This window comes from Clavibacter tessellarius (genome assembly GCF_001618005.1).
Classification (GTDB): domain Bacteria; phylum Actinomycetota; class Actinomycetes; order Actinomycetales; family Microbacteriaceae; genus Clavibacter; species Clavibacter tessellarius_A.
The window spans coordinates 39,347-60,767 of sequence record NZ_LQXA01000008.1 but is presented as its reverse complement, the minus strand read 5'-3'; the positions used below and the strand labels follow the sequence as shown (position 1 = coordinate 60,767).

Sequence of the window (21,421 nt, the reverse complement as noted above, 5' to 3'; positions counted from 1 at the left end):
GCCGCCGCGGTCAGCGGCGCAGCTGGATCCCGAGCACGTCGCGCGTGCGCCCGCCCGGAGCCGCGTGCACCGACACCGCGAGCGCGCCCGCGGGGGATCCGGCGCGCATGGCGTCGGTGATCCGCACATCGAGGGCGTCGTCGCCGACCTCGCCGCCGAGATCCACCTCGGCGACGTGCTCCGCCTCGACGCCGCCGACGCGGACGGCCTGGCCGACGCGGGCGGCCTGGCCGACGGGAGCGGCATCGGCCGCGGGGCCGGGTGCGGCGTCGCCGCCCACCGCCTCCCGCCGCAGCAGCACCCGCACCACGGTCGCCGTGCCCGCAGGATCGCGCAGCTCGTACCCGAACCAGCCCGTCGCGCTGCGCCAGTGCCGGCCGTCGGCGCCGCCCGCTCGCGTGCCCTCGCCGCGGAACGCGTGGTCGACCTCGGGCTGCTGCTCGCCCGCGACCACCTCGTCGACCACGGCCGCGTCGGTGCCGGCCGCGTCCATCGCGGCGAGCTCGGCGGCGCGCGCCACCGGGTCGGCGCCCGTGGGCCAGACGAGCGTGTGCCGCTCGTCGTGGATCCCGGCGAACGGCTCGAGCGCGACCTCCACCCGCTCGCCGCCCCGCCACGCGTCGAGACGGAAGGCGAGCGCGCCGCGGTCGACCAGCGTCACGGCGTCGGCCGGGTCGACCGCGGTCACCACGGGCGTCCGCTCGAGCGGCACCTTGGGCGCGGGCGACACGTGCCCCATGCGGGAGTCCTCGGCGAGCGACGTCGCGATCCCGTCCCGGCCGTCACGCGAGGCGAGCGCGACCGGGCCGTAGCGGAACGACGTCCACGCGGATCCGTCGGGCAGGCCCTCGGCCCGCACCTCCATGCCGAAGCGGACGGTCACGACGGCCTCGCTCGACCAGGTGCGGCGGATCGGCACCCAGGCGGCACCGGGCACCACGGCCACCGGGTCGTCCCCCACCCGCACCTCCATCGACGTCGCCCACCCCGGCCGCCGGAGCCGCAGCTCCAGGTCGGCGGGCGCGTCCGCCGTGATCGTGACCGTCGCGGAGCCCGCGCGCGCCACTTCGCCCGCGATGCGCGCCCGGATCCCGCGCGCGGCCCAGTCCAGCTCGGCCGGCACGTAGAGGTCCACGAGCAGCGCGTCGTCCGTCCGCGCGAACACCTGCTCGCCGTAGCGCGCGTGGTTCTCCATGCCCGTGCCGACGCAGCACCACATCGACTCGCCGGCGACCGAGTACACGCGGTGGTGCGCGGGTCTGAGCGACGTGAAGTAGACGAGGCCGCCGTGCTCGGGGTGCTGCGTGGAGAGCACGTGGTCGAGCATCGTGCGCTCGACCTGGTCGAGGATCGCCGGGTCGCCCGTGCGCTCGAACCGCAGCCGCCCGAGCTCCAGCATGTTGTAGCTGTTGCAGGTCTCCGGCCCCTGCTCGTCGAGCACCATGGGCGCGAAGTCGCGCGCCGGGTGGAAGTGCTCGCGCACGCTGTTGCCGCCGATCACGACGCTCCGCCGGTGGGCCACCGAGTCCCAGAACGCGTCGGAGGCGGCGAGCAGGCGCGCGTCGCCCGTCATCCGCCCGAGCCGCTCGACGCCGATCACCTTGGGGATCTGGGTGTTGGCGTGCAGCCCGTCGAGCTCGTCGCGGCCGGCGGCGAGCGGATCCACCAGCGCGCGCTGCGCGAACCGCCGCGCCTCCGCGAGCAGGTCGGCGCGGCCGGTGATCCCCGCGAGGGTCGCGAACGCGTCGCACATGCCGCCGTGCTCGGTCGCGAGCATGCCCTCGAACGCGTCGTCGTCGAGGTGCGCGGAGACGCCGAGCCACCAGCCGGCGAGGCCCTCGGCCATGCGCAGAGCGCGGGCGGATCCGGCGTGCTCGTGCGCGTGGAGCAGCCCGCGGAGGGTCTTGTGCAGGTTGTAGAGCGGCACCCACCGGCCCTCGAGGTCGAAGGTGTCCGCCTCGATCCGGCCCTCGGCGATGGTGCGGCCGAACGCGCGGCCGTCGGGCACGCCGCCGAGCCAGCCGTCGCCGGCCGCCTCCTGGCAGCGCTCGAGCACGTCGAGCATGTGCTCGAGCCGGGGGAGGAGCCGCGGGTCGCCGGTGGCGGCGTGCAGCTGCGCGAGCGCGGAGAGCAGGTGGCCGCCGATGTGACCGTCGAGGCCGATCGCCTCCCAGCTGCCGTAGCTCGGAACGGGGGAGTCGAGCCCGGCCTCGCGGAGGTACGGCGCGAGCAGCCGGTCGGGATCCATGCGGAGGACGTGCTCGACATCGGTCAGCTGCGCGTGCCGGAGCGGGCCGTCGCCCAACCGCACGGCCTGGAGCGGGAACGACCGGGCGGCGCCCGGGCTGGCGGCGGCGGGGCGCGGGGCGGCGGGGGCGATGGTCATCGGGGTCCTCTTGACGGGCTGTACATCGATGCACATAATCTAGTACAACGATGTAGAAGGGCACCAGGGCGGTGCGTGCGGCCTCGCGGCCGAGCCCCGACGGGCCGACGCATCACGGACACGAGGAGCGCGATGAAGCGGACCACGACGAGGCTGGCCGCCGCGGCGACCCTCATGATCACGGGCCTCGCGCTCTCGGGCTGCTCCGCCGGATCCGGCGACGCGGGCGACGGCACCGTGCAGCTCTGGATCCGCGACTACGAGAAGGCGCTCGTCGAGCCGCTCGCCGAGGCCTACAACGCCACGCACGAGACGCAGGTCGAGATCACGCTCGTGCCGTCGCCGAGCTACGTGCAGAAGCTGGCGACCTCCATCGCGGGCGGCGACCCGCCCGACGTGGCCGCGCTCGACCTGGTGTTCACGCCGTACTTCGCGCAGGCGGGCGCCCTCGTCGACATCACCGACCGGGTCGACGCGCTCGGATACGCCGACGCCTTCAGCCCGGCGCACGCGTCCGTCTCGTCCTTCGAGGGCCGCACCTACGCGGTCCCCTTCACGGGCGACGCCTCCGTGCTCTTCTACAACAAGACGCTCTTCGCCGAGGCCGGGCTGGATCCCGAGCGCCCGCCGACGACGCACGCCGAGATCCGCGCGGCCGCGAAGGCCATCACCGCGCTCGGCGACCGCACCTACGGCTACTCCATCCCCGGCGCGTGCGGCGGCTGCCTCATCTTCGGCTTCACGCCGCTGATCTGGGGGAGCGGCGGCGACGTGCTCACCGCCGACGGCCGCACCGCCACGCTCGACAGCCCCGAGGTGACGGAGGCGCTCGAGCTGATGCGCGGCATGTGGACCGACGGCAGCATGCCGTCCCTGGCCCGCACCGACGCCGGCCCGAACACCGCCACCGCGTTCCAGCAGGGCAACGTCGGCATGATCGCCGACGGCACCGCCACCATGGGCGCGCTCGTCGCGGGCGGACAGGTCGACTTCGGCGTCACCCCGCTGCCGGGGAAGGACGGCGGTTCCGCGTCCTTCGGCGGCGGCGACACGCTCACCATCCTCAAGGGGTCCGACGACGTCGACGCCGCGTGGGAGTTCGTGCGGTGGGCGACGGGCGACGAGGCGCAGACGATCCTCGCCGAGCAGTCGGTCGTGCCCATCCGCACCGACCTGCTCGACGAGGTCTACGTGCCGCAGGATCCGCGGTATGCCGTGTTCGCGGACGCCCTCCGCGTCGGCCACGTGCCCTTCAGCCCGGTCGAGAACGAGCTGTTCAACGACAACAACGGGGTCTGGGTGAACCTGATCTCGCAGTCCGTGTTCGGCGGCGGCATCGACGACGCGCAGCGCGAGGCCCAGGCCGACGCGCAGCGCATCCTCGACTCCGTCGTCTACGTCGAGGAGGACGAGAAGTGACCGCACCCGTGATCACCCGGCTGGAGGGCGCCGTCGCGTCCCCGGCCCGCAGCGCGGTGCGCGACCGCGGCGGCATGGCGCGGAGGCGGCGCCGCACCGGGATCCTCCTGGTGCTGCCGGCCGTCGTGATGCTCGTCACCTTCTTCATCTGGCCGCTGATGCGCACCGTCGCCATGTCGACCTACACGTGGCCGCTCCTCGGCAACCGCGCCTTCACGGGCCTCGCGAACTACGTCGAGGCGTTCCAGGACGCCGCGTTCCTCAAGGCCGTGGGCTTCACTCTCGTCTACACGGCGGTCGTGACCCCGGTGCTCCTCGTGATCGGGTTCGCGCTCGTGCTCCTCATCCAGCGCCGCACCCGCACCGCCCGCGTCTTCCAGTCGATCTTCTTCCTGCCGGTCGTGGTGGGCCTCGCCTCCGCGAGCTACCTCTTCCTCTTCATGTGGCAGCCGGTGATCGGGCCGACCATGACGGCGCTCGCGGGCCTCGGCCTCGTCGACGTCTCGACGAACATGTTCGGCGGGCCGGTGACCGCGTTCCTCGTGGTGGTGAGCATGGTCGCGTGGAAGTCGGCGGGGCTGCAGATGCTGCTGCTGCTCTCGGGCTTCCAGTCGATCCCGCAGGAGGTGAACGAGGCGGCCGAGGTGGACGGATCCACGCGCTGGCAGCGGTTCGTCTACATCACCCTGCCGCTGCTCCGGCCGACCCTGGCGCTCGTGCTGGTGTTCAGCGTGGCCGGGTCGCTGCTGGCGTTCGACCAGTTCTACATCATGACCGCGGGCGGGCCGGACAACGGCACCATCACGGCGGTCTACGAGATCTACCGCTCCTCGTTCATCCGGCTCGACCTCGGCTACGGGGCCGCGCTCTCCATCATCCTCATGGTCGTCCTCGGCCTCGTCAGCGCAGCCCAGATGCTGCTCCTCCGGAACTCGGACCACTCATGAGCACCTCCGCGCCCGCCCGCCCCGCTTCCGCCGCCGACGCGCCCTCCGCCGGCCCGTCCCCGGATCGCGCCGGACGCACCCGCGACGCCCGCGGCCTCGGCGCCGTCCGCGCCTCGATGCCGCGGCTCGCCTGGTACGTCGCGTGCGGCTGCGTCGCGCTCCTCTTCCTCTACCCGCTCGGGATCATGCTCGGCACCGCGCTCACCGCGCAGGACGGGTCGATCGGGCTCGGGAACCTGCAGCGGCTGCTCACGCCGACCGGCGGCCTCGACCTCGTGACGAGCCTCCGCAACAGCGTCTTCGTGTCGCTGCTGGTGACGGCGCTCACGGTCGTGGTGTCGACGCTCGCCGGCTACGCGTTCGCGCGGCTGCCGTTCCGGGGGAGCGACCTCGTGTTCTTCCTGGTGCTCATCACGTTCATGATCCCGTTCCAGGCGATCATCACGCCGCTGTTCCTGACGCTCATCGAGCTCGACCTCGACAACAGCCTCGTCGGCCTCTCGCTCGTGCTCGCGACCTTCAACCTGCCGTTCGGGATCTTCCTGATGCGGAACTCGTTCGCGGCGGTGCCGGCGAGCCTCGAGGAGGCCGCGCTCATCGACGGGAACACGCCGCTGCAGGCGATGCGGCGAGTGATGCTGCCCATCGCGATCCCCGGCGTCGTCTCGACCGCGCTCCTCACCTTCTTCTCGGCGTGGAACGACTTCTTCGCGACGCTCATCCTCATCACGGACCAGAGCCTGTACACGCTGCCGGTGAGCCTCAACATCCTGTCGGCCGGGCAGAACAACACGGTCGACTGGGGGCTGATGCAGACGGGCGTCGCCGTCACGGTGATCCCGTGCGTCGTGCTCTACCTGCTGCTGCAGCGGTACTACGTGGCCGGCCTCATCAGCGGCGCGGTGAAGTAGGGCCGACGCCCGACCCGCGTGCGAGGCTGGGGCGGCGCGCGGCGACCCGGACCGCGCACGGACACGAGGGGGAGCGCATGGCGGCGACCATGAGCGACGTCGCGCGCGCCGCGGGCGTCTCCATCAAGACCGTCAGCAACTACTTCAACGGCTACCCCTACATGCGCGACGGGACGCGGGCGCGGATCGAGGCGGCCGTCGCCGAGCTCGGCTACCGGATGAACGTCTCGGCGCGGAACCTGCGCTCCGGCCGGTCGCGCATGATCGCGCTCGTGATCCCCGAGCTCGACAGCGCGTACCTCGCGCCGCTCGCGCAGGACGTGATCGACGCGGCCGACGAGCTCGGCCTCAGCGTGCTCGTCGAGACGACGGCGGGGCGGCGCGACCGCGAGATCGGCGCGCTCTCGGGCCTCCACCGCCAGGTGCTCGACGGCGTGATCTACGAGCCGCTCGCCCTGCACCAGGAGGACGCGGGCCTCATCGACCTGGACGTGCCGCTCGTGATGATCGGCCAGCGCTTCCTCGAGGGCCTCGCCGACCAGGTGCTCATCGCCGACCGGGACGCCGCGCGCGCCGCGGTCGCGCACCTCGTCGAGACCGGTCGGCGACGCATCGCGCTCATCGGCGTGCGGGACGCGGGCGAGCCGTCGGGCGCCGCGCTCCGGCAGCGCGGCGCCGAGGACGCCCTCACCGCGGCCGGCATCCCGCTCGATCCGCGCCTGCGGGCGGATCCCGGCCCCTGGCGCCGCGAATCCGGCGCCGCCGCGATGGCCCGCCTCCTCGACGACGGGGTCGAGCTCGACGCCGTGTTCGGCTTCAACGACTCCCTCGCGCTCGGCGCCCAGTGGATGCTCCAGGAGCGCGGCCTCCGCGTGCCCGAGGACGTGGCGGTCGCGGGGCTCGACGACACGGAGGACTCCCGCTTCGCGCAGCCGCCGCTCACCACGGTGTCGCCCGGCCGTCGCGCCATCGCCCGCCGTGCGGTCGCGATGCTGGCGGAGCGGATCGAGCGCGGTGCGGACGCGGGAGCCTTCCGCTCCGAGACGATGGGCTTCGAGCTGATCGTGCGCGGGTCGACGGTGGCGCGCGGGCGCTGACGCGGGGGCCCGATCTCTCGTCGGCGTTCGACGGGTGTGGATCGGTTGACATGCGCCCACGACTCCCGCCTAGGGTCGGAGCGCGAGAGCGCCGCGCTGCCGATGGCGCTCACCCCCGATCGTCGCCGCAGTCACGACTGGAGCCCCGACATGGACCGCAAGCCCGTCCCCACCTGGATCGCCGTCCTCGTCCTCGGCGTCTGCGAGGTGATCTGCTTCGCGCTCGTCAGGTCCGAGTGGTCGCTCGTGCTCTTCGCCATCCTCACGCTGGGCATCGCCGTGGTCTACCGCGTCGTGTCGCGGCGACCGCGGCGCTAGGGCGGCCCGCTGTGCGCGAGCGGTCGAACCGCCAGTGAGGTAAGGCTATGCTTACCGGCGGCCCGGCTCCCCGCGGGCCGCCCGACGGCCTCGACCCCAGGAGACCCATGCCCCGCGCTCGCGCCCTCGCCCGCCTCACCGCCACCGCCGTGACGGGCCTCGTGCTCGTCGCCCTCACCGGATGCGGCGCCTCCGAGGTGGTGCCCGCCGCGTCCGTCGCCGAGACGGGCCAGGGGACGACGACCTACCCGCTCACGCTGTCGAACTGCGGCCACGACGTCACGATCGACCGGGCGCCGCAGCGCGTCGTGTCGCTCGACCAGGACTCCACCGAGATCCTGCTCTCGCTCGGCCTCCAGGACCGCATGGTCGGCACGGCCTCGTGGACGGATCCGGTGCTCGACTCGCTCGCCGACGCGAACGCGAAGGTGCCGCGCCTCGCCGACAACGCGCCCACCTACGAGGTGCTCCTGAACGCGGACCCCGACTTCGTCACGGCCTCCTTCGGCCGCCACTACGGCACCGGCGGCGTGGTCACGCGCGACCGGCTCGCCGAGACGGGCATCCCCTCCTACCTCTCGCCGACGGACTGCGACTCCGACATCAGCATCAACGGCGGCGGCAAGCGCACCACGCCGCTCACGGTCGACGCGCTGTACCAGGAGATCCGCGAGATGGCCGCGGTCTTCGATGTGAAGGACCGCGGCGAGGCGCTCGTCGCGTCGCTCCAGCAGCGCGCGGCCGCGGCCACCGACGGCATGGACCTCGGCGGGGCGAAGATCATGTACTGGTTCGCCGACACCAAGACGCCGTACATGGGCGGCGGGTTCGGCGCCACGTCGCTGCTCTCGCGCCAGGTCGGCGCCACGGACGCGTACCCCGAGGTGCACGACGACTTCATCGCCGCGGGCTGGGAGGACGTGGTCGACCGGGATCCGGACATCCTCGTTCTCGGCGACCTCCAGCGGAACCGGTTCCCCGGCGACAAGCTGCAGGACAAGATCGACTTCCTGACGAGCGACCCGCTCACGCGCGACCTCACGGCCGTGAAGGAGGACCGCATGGTGGCGCTGCACGGCGCCGAGATGAACCCGTCGATCCGCTTCGTGGACGGGCTCGAGAAGATCCGGGCCTGGTGGGACGCGCGCGGGGCGAAGCTCTGAGCGCCGCGGCCCCGCGGGCTCCGTTCCAGGCCGCGGCCGCGCGGGTGCGCGCCCTGCCGCACGCGCTCCGCGTCGGGCTGCTGGTCGTGCTCGGGATCGTCGCGCTCGCGCTCTCGGTGGGCGTCGCCGTCACGCTCGGGCCGGCCGACGTGTCGCTCGTCAACGTGCGCGACATCCTGCTCAACCACGCGGGGCTCGCGAGCATCCCGGTGCGCGTCTCCGAGGACGCGATCGTCTGGCAGGAGCGCCTCCCGCGCGCGCTCGTCGCGGCGGCGTGCGGCGCGGGCCTCGGCCTGTGCGGCGTCGTGCTGCAGTCGCTGCTGCGGAACCCGCTCGCGGATCCGTTCGTGCTCGGCGTCTCCTCCGGCGCCTCCACGGGCGCGGTGCTCATCGGGGTGCTCGGCCTCGGCGGCGGCGCGATCGGCATGTCGGGCGGCGCCTTCATCGGCGCGCTCGTGGCCTTCGGGTTCGTGCTGCTGCTCGCGCGGTTCTCGTCCGCGGGCACGGCCGGGGTGATCCTCGCGGGCGTCGCGAGCACGCAGCTGTTCTCCGCGCTCACCTCCCTCGTGGTCTTCGCGTTCGCCGACTCCGACGAGACGCGCGGCATCACCTTCTGGCTCCTCGGATCGCTCGAGGGCATGCGCTGGGACGAGGTCGGGCTCAGCGTCTCCGTGGTCGTGATCGGCGCGGTCGTCTGCCTGGCCTACGCCCGCTCGCTCGACGCCTTCGCGTTCGGGGAGGAGGTGGCGTCGTCGCTCGGGATCCACGTGGGCCGCACCCGCACGATCCTCCTGGTGGTCACGGCCCTCCTCACGGCGACGCTCGTGAGCATCGCCGGCGCCATCGGCTTCGTCGGCCTGGTGCTGCCGCACGCCGCGCGCCTGCTCTTCGGCCAGCGGCACGCGCGCGTCGTCCCGGCCACGATCGTGCTCGGCGCCGTCTTCATGGTGTGGGTCGACGCGTTCTCGCGCCTCGCGTTCGCGCCGACGCCGCTGCCGGTGGGCGTCGGCACGGCGCTCGTGGGCGTGCCCGTCTTCATGCTGCTGCTGATGCGGAACCGGGGTCGCGCATGACGCTCCGGGCGCACGACGTCCGCTGGGCGCGCGGCGGGCGGCTCGTGGTCGACGGGGTGACGCTCGAGCCGGCACCCGGATCCACCGTCGGGCTCCTCGGGCCGAACGGCTCCGGCAAGTCGTCGCTCCTGAAGCTGCTGCAGGGCGCCGCGTCGCCCGACTCCGGCCGCGTCACGCTCGACGGCGACGACCTCGCGGGGCTCCGGCGCCGCGACGTCGCCCGCCGGGTCGCGACCGTCACCCAGCACGGCGAGACCGAGGTCGACATCGTGGTGCGCGACGTCGTGCGCCTCGGCCGCACGCCCTACCGCACGCTGCTCGGCGGCGACACGGCCGAGGACCAGGCGGCGATCGACCGCGCCATCGCGCACGTCGGGCTCGAGGCGAAGGCGGATCGCGCCTGGCGGACGCTCTCCGGCGGCGAGCGGCAGCGGGCGCACATCGCGCGCGCCCTCGCACAGGAGCCGCGCGAGCTGCTGCTCGACGAGCCGACCAACCACCTCGACATCCGCCACCAGCTGGAGCTGCTCGCGCTCGTGCGCGACCTGCCCGTGACCACCGTGATCGCGCTGCACGACCTCAACCTCGCGGCGATGTTCTGCGACAGCGTGCTGGTGCTGCGCGAGGGGCGCGTGGTGGCGGGCGGGCATCCGCGGGAGGTGCTCACGCCCGAGCTCATCGCCGACGTCTACGGGGTGCGCGCGGTCGTCACGCACGACCAGGCGGTCGGCTGCTCGCGCGTGCTGTTCGACGCGGCGCCGCTCTAGGCGGGCTCGGCCGTCGCCTCGGCCGGAGCCGCGCACCCGCACGACCGTCCGATCACGAGCGTCGGCGTGAACGACGCGTGGTGCGGGGCCCGCTCGGGATCCGGGGCGATGAGGCGCGTCACGGCCTCCTCCGCCATCTCCTCCACCGGCTGCCGCACGACCGTGAGCCGCGGCGCCGCGTACTCCGCCTCGTCGGTGCCGTCGAAGGAGACCACGGCGACGTCCTCGGGGACCCGCAGGCCGAGCTCGCCGAGCGCGCGGAGGGCGCCGATCGCCTGCATGTCGGAGCTCGCGAAGAGCGCGGTGGGCCGGTCGGATCCGCCGAAGAGCCGGAGCGCGCCGCGGTAGCCGCCCTCGCGGGTGAACGACTCGCGGGCGAGGGGCCCGTCCGGCAGCCCGGCGGCCCGGGTCGCGTCCTGCCAGCCGTGCTCGCGCGCCTCCACCTCGGCCCCGCCGATGATGAGGCCGATCCGCGTGTGCCCGTGCCCGATGAGGTGCTCCACCCCGAGGCGCGCGCCCGCCCGCGCGTCGACGCCCACGGTCTCGACGCCGTCCTGCGCGGAGAAGGTGTTGAGGAGGACGACCGGCACGCCGAGCGTCGGCAGGTCGACCACGGCGCTGCCGTGCTGCACGGTGCTGATGATGATCCCGTCGACCTGCCGCGCGGTCAGCGAGCGGATCAGGGTGCGCTCGACCTGCGGATCGCTCTCGCTGTTCACGAGCAGCACCGCGTGGCCGCGTCGGGCCGCGCACTGCTCGACGGCGATCGCCATCTCGGCGAAGAGCGGGTTGCCGATCTCGGGCACCACGAGCCCGAGCATCTGCGTGCTGCCCGTGCGGAGCGCGCGGGCGCTCGCGTTCGGGCGGTAGCCGAGCACGCGGATCGCGTCGCGCACGCGCTCGGCCGTCGCCTCCGCGACGGGCCGCGGCCCGCTGTTGACGACGTAGCTGACGACCGCGGTGGAGACCCCGGCGTACCGGGCGACGTCGGATCGGGTGACCTGGCCGCGGGGGAGGGACGCGCCGCGGGGACGGGACCCGTCGGGCGGGAGGGGGGCGGAGGTCGCCATGCGCCTCGCTCCTCCCTGCCCGACCGGGTCCCGGCGACCCGACGTCGCGCCGGTCAGCGGGATCCTGCTGCGATCCTATCCGCGGAGCCGGCCGGGGCCGTGGTCGGCAGGTCGGCCGGGGCGTCGCCGAAGTCGCGGACGTCGAGACGCTCGCCGCCCTGCAGCGCGGAGCGATGGGCGACGATGCCGGGCATCGTGTAGCGCGCGGCGACCCAGGCGTTCACGGGCGGCAGGGTGCGGTCGACGACCGCGCGCACGAAGTCGTCCACGAGGAAGTGGTGGCTGCCCTCGTGCCCGCTCGGGACGCCGTGGAACACCGCGGGCAGCCGGTCCTCGTCGTGCACGGGCGCGTATCCGGAGACGAACGCCTCGCGGAGCTCGGGCGCCACGTGCGCGAGCGACGGGTCGTCGAGCGACATGCTCGGCTGCGTCGTGAGCTCCTCGGAGATGTCGGTGACGTCGTGCTTGTCCTGCCAGACGCTCACCGTGGCGATCTGCTCGAGGCTCGCCTCCGTGCCGAAGTAGCGGAAGCGCGACTCGCGGATCTGCGACGGGTAGCCGACGCGGCGCATCTCGTTGATGCGCATGATGCCGCCGTTGTCGAGCTCGAACAGCGCGGTCGCGTTCGAGAAGTCGTTGTCGAACTGGCTGACCTCGCGGTCGAACACCCCGTCGCCGCGGTCGTCGCGCACGCCGATGCAGCTGACGCTCACGGCGTGGCCGGGGATCGCGCCGAGGACGCCGCCGATCGAGTGCGTCGGGTAGTGCATGGGCGGGTAGCTCGCCGTGCGCTTCCAGTCCTCTCCGCCGCTGTACTGGTACGCGGCGTAGAAGCCGAGGTCCATGTCGTGGACGTAGTCGCCCTCGGCGTAGAAGATCCGGCCGAACGCGCCCTCGGCGACCTTCTTCCGGGCGAAGACCGTGGCGGGGTTGTAGTAGCTCGTCTCGCCCATCATGTAGGTGAGGCCCGTCTCGCGGACGGCCTCGATGATGTCGGCGATCTCCTCCTCGGAGACCGCCATCGGCACGGCCGAGTAGACGTGCTTGCCGGCGCGGAGGGCGCGGACGACGAGCGGCCCGTGCGTCCAGCGTTGCGTGAACAGCGCGACCGCGTCGACGTCGGTCTCGAGGAGGGCGTCGAAGGAGTCGACGGCGCCGTCGAGCCCTTCGCGGGTGACGAGCTCCTCCGCGCGCTCGGGGAGCAGGTCCGTGACGAGGACCCGATCGACGTCGGGGTGGATCTTGAAGAGGGCGGCGAACTGGCCGGCGAACTGTCCGGCGCCGACGATCCCGAGGGAGAGCATGGCTGGCCTTTCGATGGTGAGCGTCATCGCTCAGCGGGTGCGGCAGCGTCGTCGCGACGAGGCCGGGGCATCGTCGTCGGCGCTGTGCCGGGAAGTCTGGCATGCGCGATCTACTCGTGACAACCCTCTGCGTGAGCGCCGGGAATGCCCGGAATGCGGACCCGTTGCGAAACCTTGCCCTGCGATAGCTACACGTGTAGATTCACGCCCACCGACCGGCGACGCCGCGGCTCACCGACGAGCCGCTCCCCTCGCGCCGTCGGTCAGCAGCCACGAAGGGCCGACGATGAAGTCACGAATCCTGCGCACCGGCGCACTCCTCACCACGGTGGTCGCCTCCGCCGCCCTGCTCACCGGATGCGCGGGCGGCGCCGGCTCCGACGGCGCCATCCAGATGCAGACCGGCTTCGCCCAGGGCACCGACCAGCTGAAGACCCTCACGACCCTGACCGAGGCGTACGAGCAGGCGAACCCGGAGGTGAAGATCGACCTGATCCCCTCGAGCACGCAGTACGAGCAGGACCTCAAGGTGAAGCTCGCCTCCCGCGACGTGCCGGACATCTGGATGACGCACGGCTGGTCGCGTGACCGCTACGCCCAGTTCCTCGCGCCGCTTCAGGACGAGCCGTGGGCCGCGAAGGTGAACCCGCAGCTCGACGCGGCCATGCGCGACGGGTCGGGGGCCATCTACGCGCTCCCGGTCGACACCGACATCGCCGGGGTGCTCTACAACGCCGACGTGCTCCGCGACGCGGGCGTCGACCCGGCCTCGCTCACCACCTGGGACGCGTTCGACGCCGCGGCGGCGAGGATCCACGCGAAGGGCACGACCGTGGTGCAGGTGAGCGGCAAGGCCAACGGCCCGGCCGGCAACCTCGTCGACTGGATCGCGCCCGGCCAGTACACCGAGGCCCAGCTCGAGGGCCTCTCGGCCGGCACCTTCGACGACGCCCCCTACGCGAAGGTGCTCGACCGGATCGCCGGCTGGGTCGACGCCGGCTACGTGAACCCCGACTACTCCTCCGCCACGCAGGACGACATGTCGAAGGCGCTCGGCGCCGGCCGGGCGGCGTTCGTCTTCCAGCAGAACTCGGTCGCGAACAACGCGCTCCGCACCTCGCCCGACGCGTCGCTCGGCTTCATGCCGGTGCCGAGCTCCACGGGCGACCCGTACCTCATCGGCGGCGAGATGAACGCGTTCGGCGTCTCCAAGACCAGCGCGCACCTCGACCAGGCGAAGGCGTTCCTCGCCTACCTCGCCGAGCCGGGGAACGACGCCGAGCTCGCGGCCGCGGGCGGATCCGCGCCCGGGCTCACCGACGCCGCCAGCGACCTCGGCCCGCTCCAGGGCAGCTACGACACCTGGGTCACCCAGGCCAAGACGCCGCTCGTGCCGTACTTCGACCGCGTCCACCTGCCCAACGGCATGTGGAACACGCTCGTGACCACGACGGACTCCGTCATCACGGGCCAGTCCGACGTCCCGAAGGCCGTGGTGCAGGTGGAGCAGGACTTCACCAGCCTCCACGGCCAGGGGAAGTAGCGCCCGATGGCGACCACCCCCGTCGTGCCGCCGCTCGGGCGTCGGCGTCCCGCGGGCCCGGTGCGCAGGCGCCGGGCCGGCGGGTCGGCCACCCGTCCGGGCATCAACCTCATGTACCTGCCCGCGGTCGTGCTGCTCGGCGCGTTCACCGCCTACCCGCTCGTGCGCGGCGTGATGCTCTCGTTCCAGAACTGGGACGGCTACTCGCCGACCATGACCTTCACGGGCCTCGACAACTACGCGCGCCTCCTCACCGACGACGTGTTCCGCAGCTCGCTCCTCAACACGTTCGCCTACGGGTTCGGATCCACCATCGTGCAGCAGGTGCTGGGCCTCGGGCTGGCGCTCGCGCTCGACCAGGCGATCCGGGGGCGCATGGCGATGCGCGCGATCATCTACCTGCCCGTGCTCGTCTCGCCCGTGATCGTGGGCACGATGTACTACCTGCTCTTCCAGTACAACGAGGGCACGCTCAACGACGTGGTCCTCGCGTTCGGCGGGGAGCGGCAGGCGTGGCTCTCCGACGCGGGAACCTCGGTCGCCATCGTCGTGCTCGTCAACTCGCTGCAGTTCGTCGGGGTCTCGATGATCATCTACCTGGCCGGCCTGCAGTCCATCCCCGCGATGTACCACGAGGCCGCGATGCTCGACGGGGCCGGCGGGTGGAAGCGCTTCGTGCACGTGACGCTGCCGCTGCTGCAGCCCGCGTTCGCGACGAGCATCGTGCTCAACCTCATCGGCGGACTGAAGCTCTTCGACGTGATCCAGGTGCTCACCGGCGGCGGGCCCGGCTACTCCACCAACTCGGTGTCGACCCTCATCGGCAAGGCGTACTTCGACAACCAGAGCGCGGGCTACGCGTCCGCGATGGGCGTCGCCCTGTTCGCCGTGATCGTCGTCTTCACGCTGGTGCTCAACACCGTCCTCAACCGCCGCCGACTGGAGGCATGACATGACCGCCCTCGACACCACCCGGCCGGACGCACCCGCCCGGATCCCCGAGCCGGACGACGCGGCGGAGGCGCCGCGCGACGCCGCCCGCTCCCGCACGGCCGGCAGCCGCACCCCGCGCCAGCGCCTCGCGACGGTCGCGCTCGGCACGGCGCTCGCGCTCATGTGCGCGGTGCAGCTGCTGCCGTTCTGGATCGCCGTCACCACGGCCCTCCGCTCGCCCGGGGATCCGGCCGCGCAGCTCGCGCTCCCGCTCGACCGGCTGACGGGCGACGCGTTCGTCACGGCGGCCCGCGACGGCGGCATCCTCCGCGCCATCGGCAACAGCGCGATCGTGACCGTGGCGTCCACGGCCATCACGTGCGTGCTGGGGGCGCTCGCCGCCTACCCGCTCGCCCGCCGCGCGACCGCGCTCAACCGGCTGGTGTTCGCGTGCATCGTCGCGCTGATCATGGTGCCGCCGCTCAGCATCCTCGTGCCGCTGTACTCGTTCCTCACGCAGCTCGGCGCGACGAACACCTACTGGGGCGTGATCCTCGTGATGGTGACCACGCAGCTGCCGCTCGCGATCTTCCTCTACAGCGCGTTCATCCGGTCGATCCCGGAGTCGCTCGAGGAGGCCGCCGCGCTCGACGGGGCCTCCACGCTGCAGGTGTTCCTGCGGGTGGTGCTGCCGCTGCTGAAGCCGGTGACGGCGACCGTGGTGATCCTCACGAGCGTCGCCGTGTGGAACGAGTTCGCGCTCTCCGGCTACCTGCTCACCGACCCGGCGGTGCGGACCATCGCGCCCGCCATCGCGGCGTTCTTCGGGCAGCAGAGCAGCGACCTCGGGGCGGCCGCGGCGGCCTCGCTCATGGCCGTGGTGCCCGTGCTCGTGGCGTACCTCTTCCTCCAGCGGTTCTTCATCAAGGGGATGGTGGCCGGCGCGGAGAAGTGACGCCGCCCTCCCCGCGCGGCCGGCCTCCCGCCAGGATGGGGGGACGGCCGCGGCGGCCGACGCGTCGACGACGAGGGGATCCGACATGGCCACGATCACGATCACGGGAGGATCCGGGCGCATCGCCACGAGCATCCGCCCGCTCCTCCTCGCGGCCGGGCACGAGCTGCGGCTGCTCGACGTGGTGGCGCCGCCGACGCCGCTCGCCGACGGGGAGACGTCGGCGATCGTCGACACGACCGACGTCGACGCGTGCACGGAGGCGTTCCGCGGATCCGACCTCGTGGTGCACCTCGCGGCGCACGCGGCCGAGCGGCCGTGGGAGGCGATCCAGGCCGTGAACAACGACGGCGCGCACGCCGTGCACGAGGCGGTGGTGCGGGCGGGGGTGCCGCGGATCCTCGCGGCCAGCTCCATCCACGCGGTCGGCTTCCTGCCCGCGACCGAGGCCGCGCGCGAGGACGTGCCCGCGCCCCGACCCGACACCTTCTACGGCCTGAGCAAGGTGCTGCTCGAGGGGCTCGGCGGCCTCTACGCCGACCGGCACGGGCACATCGTGGTGAGCGTGCGGATCATGACGGCCGAGCCCGAGCCGTCGCAGGCACGCAGCATCTCCACCTGGCTCTCCGCGGCCGACGCGGTGCGGCTCGTGGAGGCCGTGCTGCGGTGGGACGAGCCCGGCCACCGGATCGTGTGGGGCGTCTCGCGGAACACGCGCCGCTGGGTCTCTCTCGCCGCGGGCGAGGCGATCGGCTACCACCCCGAGGACGACGCCGAGGTCTTCGCGCACCGCTTCCCGGAGCTCGGGGAGGACACCACGCCGCCCGCGGGCGTGCTGCTCGGCTCGATCTTCACGGAGGTGGAGCTGGGCTCCGACATGGGCTGAGGGTGCGCGCTCCGGAGGAGATGTCTGCTCTTCCGGACACGTTCACGGTCGCGCCACCTGAGCGGCACGCCGCTCCCCTCGCGTGTTCCTAGAGTCGGCTCCGACCCGTGGCCTCCCCCATCTCCGCCCGCGGGTCCCGACTCGAGAGGCACGTCCATGTCCCTGTCCCCCCGCACCCGCGTCGGAGCCCTCGCGGCCTCCGCCCTCGTCGCCGCCCTCGCGCTCACCGGCTGCTCCGCCGGCGGCTCCGACTCGTCCGGATCCGCCGACTCGTCGGGCACCTGGGCCAAGGCCGAGGGCACCCTCGTCTTCGGCGCCACGCCCGACCAGGCCGGCTCCGACTCGAACAACAAGCCGCTCGAGGACTACATCGCCAAGGAGACCGGCCTCAAGGTCGAGTACTACCCCACCGCCGACTACACCGCGCTCATCGCGGCCGCCGTCGCCGGCAAGATCGACATGATGAGCTCGGGCGCCCTGCAGTACGTCATGGCCTCGAACAAGGGCGCCGAGATCGAGCCGGTCGCCGCGATGCTCACCTCGAAGAGCGTCACGGACCCCGGCTACTACTCCGAGGCGATCGTGCCGAAGGGCTCCTCCATCACCGATCTCTCGGGTGCCAAGGGCAAGACCGTGTGCTTCGTCGACCCGAACTCGACCTCCGGCTTCCTCTTCGGCCTCAAGCAGCTGCAGAAGGCCGGCCTCGACGTCACGAGCACGGGCGCCGACGCCAACGGCAACCCGCAGTTCGCGGACTTCACGCCCTACTTCGCGGGTGCCCACGACAAGTCCGCGCAGGCGGTCGCGTCCGGCCAGTGCGACGTCGGGTTCGCCGAGGACTCGATCGTCGAGCCCGAGGCGGCCGCCGGGAAGCTGACCGTCGTCGGCAAGGAGTACGTGCCCGGCGGGCCGCTCTCCATCTCCTCGGCGCTGCCCGCCGACGTGAAGGCGAAGCTCACCACGGCGCTCCAGGGCGCCACGATCGACGCGATCAAGGCCTCCGGCGTGCCGATGACCGACGGCTTCGCGAAGGGCTACTTCGGCGCCCAGCCGGAGGACGTCTCGTACTACTCGGGCATCGCGGAGCTCTGCGACTCCATCGCCGCCGCCAAGTGCGCGAAGTGACGCGGACGGACTGAACCGACCATGACCGGCACGACGACCTCCCCGCTCATCTCCGTCTCCGCGGTCACCAAGGACTTCGGCGGCACGCGGGCGCTCCACGACGTCGACCTGACGGTCGAGCGCGGGGAGGTCGTCGTGCTCCTCGGCCTGTCCGGCTCGGGCAAGTCGACCCTCCTCCGGCACCTGGACGGCCTCGAGCTGCCGACCGCCGGCAGCGTCCGCGTCTTCGACCAGGACGTCGCCGCCCTCGGCCGGCAGGACCTCCGCGCCCTCCGCGGCCGGGTCGCGATGATCTTCCAGCAGTTCGAGCTCGTGCCCTCGCTCACGGTGCTCGAGAACGTGCTCACCGGCGCGCTCGGCCGCCTCCGCGGGCCGCGCCTCGGCATCTGGACCTACCCCCGCTCCGCGCGCACCGAGGCGCTCGGCCACCTCGACCGCGTGGGCCTGCTCGAGAAGGCCTACGAGCGGGCCGACCGGCTGTCCGGCGGGCAGCAGCAGCGCGTCGCCATCGCGCGGGCGCTCATGCAGCGGCCCGAGATCCTGCTCGCCGACGAGCCCGTCGCGAGCCTCGATCCCGAGTCCAGCGAGCAGGTGATGCGCCTCATCCGCGAGATCGCCGCCGACGACGGCCTCACGGTGGTGTGCAGCCTGCACCAGGTGGACCTCGCGCTCGGCTGGGGCGACCGCATCGTCGGGCTCCGCCACGGCGAGGTCGTGCTCGACACCCCCACGCGCGGCATCGGCAAGGCGCAGGTGATGGAGATCTACGGGCGCGTGGCGTCCACGACCTCCGCGCTGGCCGCGATCGCGACCGAGCTCGGAGACGTGATGCCGCTCGACGAGCCCGTCGGGGTGCGCGCGGACGGCAGCCGGTGACCGCGGTCGCCGAGCGCCCGGGTCAGGCGCCGCCCGGCGTCCGCCCGGACGTCGAGGAGCGCGCCCCGCGACGGCGGCCCGACCGGCAGAAGGCGCTCGCGCTGGTCGTGGTGCTCGCCCTGGTCGCGTTCGCGATCCACGCGCTGACGACGCTCGACTTCACCTGGTCGAACGTCCTCCGCAGCGTCGCCAACGCCGTCAAGGTCTTCTCGCGCATGGACCCGATCAGCTTCCCGCCGGCAGGGGACCTCGCGTACCTCATCGGGCTGACGCTCGGGATCGTCGTGCTCGGCACGCTCGTCGCCGCGCTCGTCTCCGTGCCGGTCGCCTACGCGTCGGCGCGCAACACCACCCCGGCGCCGTGGCTGCGCCTCGTCGGCCGCGCGATCGGCGTGGTGACGCGCGCGATCCCCGACGTGGTGCTCGCGCTCGCGTTCGCGCTGGCGTTCGCATTGGGGAGCCCGCTGCCCGGCATCCTCGCCATCGGGATCCACTCGATCGGCATGATCTCGAAGCTCTTCGCCGACGCCATCGAGCAGGTCGACGAGGGCCCGCAGCGCGCCATCCGCACCACGGGCGGCACGCGCGCGCAGGAGTTCTGGGCGGGCGTGTTCCCGCAGGTGCTGCCGTCGTGGATCGCCACGGTGCTGCACCGCTTCGACATCAACCTCCGCGGCTCCGCGATCCTCGGCTACGCCGGCGTGGGCGGGCTCGGCTACGCGATGAAGGTCGCGTTCGGCCAGTTCCCGGAGGGCTACGGCCGCGGGATCGGCATCGCGCTCGTCATCTTCGCGCTGTGCGTGCTGCTGGAGGTCGTGTCGTCGTCCATCCGCCGGAGCGCGCTGGGCGTGCGGCCCGCCGGGCGCGGGCTGGGCGACCGGATCGTGCGGCGCCTCACGCGCGACCGCGCCCTGCCCGACCGCGCCGGGAGCGCCGGCACCGCGCGCGCCGTGACCGTCGAGTCGATGCAGCGGCGGCCGTGGACGGCCGACCGGGTGCGCACGGCGGCGTGGTCGGCGCTCGCCGTGGTGGTCGTGGTCGGCGGCTACCTCATGGCCGACATCGACCTCGGCCAGGTCACGTGGGAGTACGTCGTCCCCACCCTCCAGAGCTTCTGGCCGCCGAGCACCGGATCGCACACGTTCGGCGAGTTCGCCGAGGCGCTGCTGGTGACGATCCAGGTGGCGTTCGCCGCGGCGCTGCTCTCGGTCGTGCTCGCGCTCGTCGTCGGATCCCTCGCCGCCCGCAACGTGGCGCCGAGCCCCGCCGTGCGGAACGCGGCGCGCGGCGTGCTCGTCGTGTTCCGCGGGGTGCCCGAGCTGGTGCTCGCGATCCTGCTCATCATGATCACGGGGCTCGGCAACCAGGCCGGCGTCGTGGCGCTGGCGTTCGGCGGCGTGGGGCTCCTCGGCAAGCTCATCGCCGACTCCTTCGAGGAGGTGGGCGCCGGTCCCGAGCGCGCCCTCACCGCGGTGGGCGCGACCCGGGGGCAGCGCTTCTTGTCGGCCACCTGGCCGCAGGGGCTGCCGTCGCTCGTCGGCAACTCGCTCTACCTCGTGGACACGAACATCCGGGCGGCCACGATCCTCGGCATCGTCGGCGGCAGCGGGATCGGGTTCCACCTGACGAACGCCTCCTCCGTGATGACGCTGCACGGGCAGGTGACGACGCTCGTCGCGATGGTGTTCGTGAGCGTGCTCGCGGTCGAGGCGCTCGCCGCCTGGCTGCGCCGCGTCTTCCGGTGACGCCCGTCCGGCCCGCCGTCGCCGTGGTCGGCCCGGGCGCGATCGGCACGTCCGTCGCCGCCGCGCTGCACGAGGCGGGGGTGCCCGTGCTCCTCGGCGGTCGGACGGCGCGCGAGCGGCTCGAGCTGGTCGCGGACGACCGGACCATCGTGGTGCCGGGGCCCGTGCGCACGGATCCGGCCGGCGTCACCGCGCCCGTCGACCTCGTGCTCCTCGCGGTGAAGGCCACGCAGATCGAGGCGGCGGCGCCGTGGCTCCGGGCGCTCTGCCACGCGGGCACGGTGGTCGTCGTGCTGCAGAACGGGGTCGAGCAGGTGGCGGACGTCGCGCCGCACGTCCCGGGCTGCCCGGTGGTGCCCGCGGTGGTGTGGTTCCCCGCGGAGGCGCAGGCGGACGGATCCGTGCTGCTCCGCGGCACCCCGCGCCTCACGTTGCCCGACGTGCCGGCATCCCGCGTCGCCGTCGAGGCGCTCGCGGGCAGCCGGTGCCGGGTCGACCTGGCGGCCGACTTCACCACGGCCGCCTGGCGGAAGCTCGTGCAGAACGCGGTCGCGGGGATCATGGCCGCCACCGGACGGCGGGCCGGCGTGTTCCGGCGGGACGACGTCGCGACGCTCGCCCGGGCCTACGCGCGGGAGTGCCTGGAGGTCGCGCGCGCGGAGGGCGCCCACCTCGACGACGGGGTGGCCGACCGGATCGTCGACGACTTCGCCCAGGCGCCCGCCGACCAGGGCACCTCGATCCTCGCGGACCGGGACGCCGGACGACCGCTCGAGTGGCAGGCGCGCAACGGGGTCGTCCTCCGACGGGGCCGGGCGCACGGCCTGCCGATGCCCATCGGCGCCGTGCTCGTGCCGCTGCTGGCGGCGGCGAGCGACGGGCCCGGCTGAGCCCGCGCCCGCC

Annotated in this window: 19 protein-coding genes; 16 read left to right on the top strand and 3 right to left on the bottom strand. The window is 73.2% G+C overall.

Annotated features, from left to right (window positions below):
- Positions 1 to 10 precede the first annotated feature (10 nt).
- Entirely contained in the window at positions 11 to 2,386 is a 2,376-nt protein-coding gene (locus AWH51_RS01940; RefSeq protein WP_063070447.1) for a beta-L-arabinofuranosidase domain-containing protein, read from the bottom strand.
- 132 nt (positions 2,387 to 2,518) lie between these two features.
- Here AWH51_RS01940 and AWH51_RS01935 point away from each other — a divergent pair, with 132 nt between their 5' ends.
- The 8 genes from AWH51_RS01935 to AWH51_RS01905 all read left to right on the top strand — a co-directional run bounded on the left by AWH51_RS01935 (position 2,519) and on the right by AWH51_RS01905 (position 10,081).
- Positions 2,519 to 3,805 carry an ABC transporter substrate-binding protein gene (locus AWH51_RS01935; protein WP_063070446.1) on the top strand — a complete coding sequence of 429 codons (1,287 nt, stop codon included), beginning with the start codon at positions 2,519 to 2,521 and terminating at the stop codon, positions 3,803 to 3,805.
- Entirely contained in the window at positions 3,802 to 4,752 is a 951-nt protein-coding gene (locus AWH51_RS01930; RefSeq protein ID WP_254654434.1) for a carbohydrate ABC transporter permease, read from the top strand. The genes AWH51_RS01935 and AWH51_RS01930 overlap by 4 nt, the downstream gene beginning before the upstream one ends.
- Positions 4,749 to 5,663 carry a carbohydrate ABC transporter permease gene (locus AWH51_RS01925; protein WP_254654433.1) on the top strand — a complete coding sequence of 305 codons (915 nt, stop codon included), beginning with the start codon at positions 4,749 to 4,751 and terminating at the stop codon, positions 5,661 to 5,663. Before AWH51_RS01930 ends, AWH51_RS01925 begins: the two co-directional genes overlap by 4 nt.
- Positions 5,664 to 5,740: 77 nt before the next feature.
- A complete protein-coding gene (locus tag AWH51_RS01920; RefSeq protein ID WP_254654432.1) occupies positions 5,741 to 6,760 on the top strand; it encodes a LacI family DNA-binding transcriptional regulator in 1,020 nt (339 codons plus the stop codon).
- A gap of 150 nt (positions 6,761 to 6,910) precedes the next feature.
- On the top strand, positions 6,911 to 7,078 hold the full coding sequence (locus AWH51_RS16155) for a hypothetical protein (protein ID WP_175345447.1): 168 nt from the start codon (positions 6,911 to 6,913) through the stop codon (positions 7,076 to 7,078).
- A 107-nt stretch (positions 7,079 to 7,185) separates the two neighbouring features.
- Positions 7,186 to 8,241 carry an ABC transporter substrate-binding protein gene (locus AWH51_RS01915; protein ID WP_063070445.1) on the top strand — a complete coding sequence of 352 codons (1,056 nt, stop codon included), beginning with the start codon at positions 7,186 to 7,188 and terminating at the stop codon, positions 8,239 to 8,241.
- Complete coding sequence (locus tag AWH51_RS01910; RefSeq protein ID WP_414146341.1) at positions 8,214 to 9,314, top strand: FecCD family ABC transporter permease; 1,101 nt, start codon at positions 8,214 to 8,216, stop codon at positions 9,312 to 9,314. Before AWH51_RS01915 ends, AWH51_RS01910 begins: the two co-directional genes overlap by 28 nt.
- Positions 9,311 to 10,081: an ABC transporter ATP-binding protein gene (locus AWH51_RS01905; protein WP_063070444.1), complete on the top strand. Its 771-nt coding sequence runs from the start codon at positions 9,311 to 9,313 to the stop codon at positions 10,079 to 10,081. Before AWH51_RS01910 ends, AWH51_RS01905 begins: the two co-directional genes overlap by 4 nt.
- Here AWH51_RS01905 and AWH51_RS01900 read toward each other — a convergent pair.
- Both AWH51_RS01900 and AWH51_RS01895 read right to left on the bottom strand, forming a co-directional pair.
- A complete protein-coding gene (locus AWH51_RS01900; RefSeq protein WP_063070443.1) occupies positions 10,078 to 11,151 on the bottom strand; it encodes a LacI family DNA-binding transcriptional regulator in 1,074 nt (357 codons plus the stop codon). The two genes, AWH51_RS01905 and AWH51_RS01900, sit on opposite strands and share 4 nt — an antisense overlap.
- A 53-nt stretch (positions 11,152 to 11,204) precedes the next feature.
- The gene (locus AWH51_RS01895) at positions 11,205 to 12,455 is read right to left on the bottom strand and encodes a Gfo/Idh/MocA family protein (RefSeq protein ID WP_063070442.1); all 1,251 of its coding nucleotides are present in this window, start codon (positions 12,453 to 12,455) and stop codon (positions 11,205 to 11,207) included.
- 286 nt (positions 12,456 to 12,741) lie between these two features.
- Between AWH51_RS01895 and AWH51_RS01890 the strand changes: the two genes are divergently transcribed.
- From AWH51_RS01890 to AWH51_RS01855, 8 genes are all read left to right on the top strand, one after another.
- Entirely contained in the window at positions 12,742 to 13,998 is a 1,257-nt protein-coding gene (locus tag AWH51_RS01890) for an ABC transporter substrate-binding protein (RefSeq protein ID WP_063070441.1), read from the top strand.
- Positions 13,999 to 14,004: 6 nt separating this feature from the next.
- Positions 14,005 to 14,949 carry a carbohydrate ABC transporter permease gene (locus AWH51_RS01885; protein WP_081234779.1) on the top strand — a complete coding sequence of 315 codons (945 nt, stop codon included), beginning with the start codon at positions 14,005 to 14,007 and terminating at the stop codon, positions 14,947 to 14,949.
- A gap of 1 nt (position 14,950) precedes the next feature.
- Entirely contained in the window at positions 14,951 to 15,886 is a 936-nt protein-coding gene (locus AWH51_RS01880; protein ID WP_217491898.1) for a carbohydrate ABC transporter permease, read from the top strand.
- A gap of 85 nt (positions 15,887 to 15,971) precedes the next feature.
- Complete coding sequence (locus AWH51_RS01875; protein WP_063070440.1) at positions 15,972 to 16,772, top strand: NAD-dependent epimerase/dehydratase family protein; 801 nt, start codon at positions 15,972 to 15,974, stop codon at positions 16,770 to 16,772.
- Positions 16,773 to 16,928: 156 nt separating this feature from the next.
- A complete protein-coding gene (locus AWH51_RS01870; RefSeq protein WP_063070439.1) occupies positions 16,929 to 17,897 on the top strand; it encodes a phosphate/phosphite/phosphonate ABC transporter substrate-binding protein in 969 nt (322 codons plus the stop codon).
- A gap of 21 nt (positions 17,898 to 17,918) precedes the next feature.
- On the top strand, positions 17,919 to 18,773 hold the full coding sequence (phnC, locus tag AWH51_RS01865) for a phosphonate ABC transporter ATP-binding protein (RefSeq protein WP_063070438.1): 855 nt from the start codon (positions 17,919 to 17,921) through the stop codon (positions 18,771 to 18,773).
- Positions 18,770 to 20,518 (top strand): PhnE/PtxC family ABC transporter permease, encoded by a 1,749-nt coding sequence (locus AWH51_RS01860; RefSeq protein ID WP_063070437.1) that lies wholly within the window; start codon positions 18,770 to 18,772, stop codon positions 20,516 to 20,518. Before phnC ends, AWH51_RS01860 begins: the two co-directional genes overlap by 4 nt.
- Complete coding sequence (locus AWH51_RS01855) at positions 20,515 to 21,408, top strand: oxidoreductase (RefSeq protein WP_063070436.1); 894 nt, start codon at positions 20,515 to 20,517, stop codon at positions 21,406 to 21,408. Before AWH51_RS01860 ends, AWH51_RS01855 begins: the two co-directional genes overlap by 4 nt.
- Positions 21,409 to 21,421: the final 13 nt, after the last annotated feature.

Excerpts from the sequence above, each read along its gene's own strand:
- AWH51_RS01940 (WP_063070447.1), bottom strand. The coding sequence starts at position 2,386 with ATGACCATCGCCCCCGCCGCCCCGCGCCCCGCCGCCGCCAGCCCGGGC.
- AWH51_RS01935 (WP_063070446.1), top strand. The coding sequence starts at position 2,519 with ATGAAGCGGACCACGACGAGGCTGGCCGCCGCGGCGACCCTCATGATC.
- AWH51_RS01925 (WP_254654433.1), top strand. The coding sequence starts at position 4,749 with ATGAGCACCTCCGCGCCCGCCCGCCCCGCTTCCGCCGCCGACGCGCCC.
- AWH51_RS01920 (WP_254654432.1), top strand. The coding sequence starts at position 5,741 with ATGGCGGCGACCATGAGCGACGTCGCGCGCGCCGCGGGCGTCTCCATC.
- AWH51_RS16155 (WP_175345447.1), top strand. The coding sequence starts at position 6,911 with ATGGACCGCAAGCCCGTCCCCACCTGGATCGCCGTCCTCGTCCTCGGC.
- AWH51_RS01915 (WP_063070445.1), top strand. The coding sequence starts at position 7,186 with ATGCCCCGCGCTCGCGCCCTCGCCCGCCTCACCGCCACCGCCGTGACG.
- AWH51_RS01905 (WP_063070444.1), top strand. The coding sequence starts at position 9,311 with ATGACGCTCCGGGCGCACGACGTCCGCTGGGCGCGCGGCGGGCGGCTC.
- AWH51_RS01900 (WP_063070443.1), bottom strand. The coding sequence starts at position 11,151 with ATGGCGACCTCCGCCCCCCTCCCGCCCGACGGGTCCCGTCCCCGCGGC.
- AWH51_RS01895 (WP_063070442.1), bottom strand. The coding sequence starts at position 12,455 with ATGCTCTCCCTCGGGATCGTCGGCGCCGGACAGTTCGCCGGCCAGTTC.
- AWH51_RS01890 (WP_063070441.1), top strand. The coding sequence starts at position 12,742 with ATGAAGTCACGAATCCTGCGCACCGGCGCACTCCTCACCACGGTGGTC.
- AWH51_RS01885 (WP_081234779.1), top strand. The coding sequence starts at position 14,005 with ATGGCGACCACCCCCGTCGTGCCGCCGCTCGGGCGTCGGCGTCCCGCG.
- AWH51_RS01880 (WP_217491898.1), top strand. The coding sequence starts at position 14,951 with ATGACCGCCCTCGACACCACCCGGCCGGACGCACCCGCCCGGATCCCC.
- AWH51_RS01875 (WP_063070440.1), top strand. The coding sequence starts at position 15,972 with ATGGCCACGATCACGATCACGGGAGGATCCGGGCGCATCGCCACGAGC.
- AWH51_RS01870 (WP_063070439.1), top strand. The coding sequence starts at position 16,929 with ATGTCCCTGTCCCCCCGCACCCGCGTCGGAGCCCTCGCGGCCTCCGCC.
- phnC (WP_063070438.1), top strand. The coding sequence starts at position 17,919 with ATGACCGGCACGACGACCTCCCCGCTCATCTCCGTCTCCGCGGTCACC.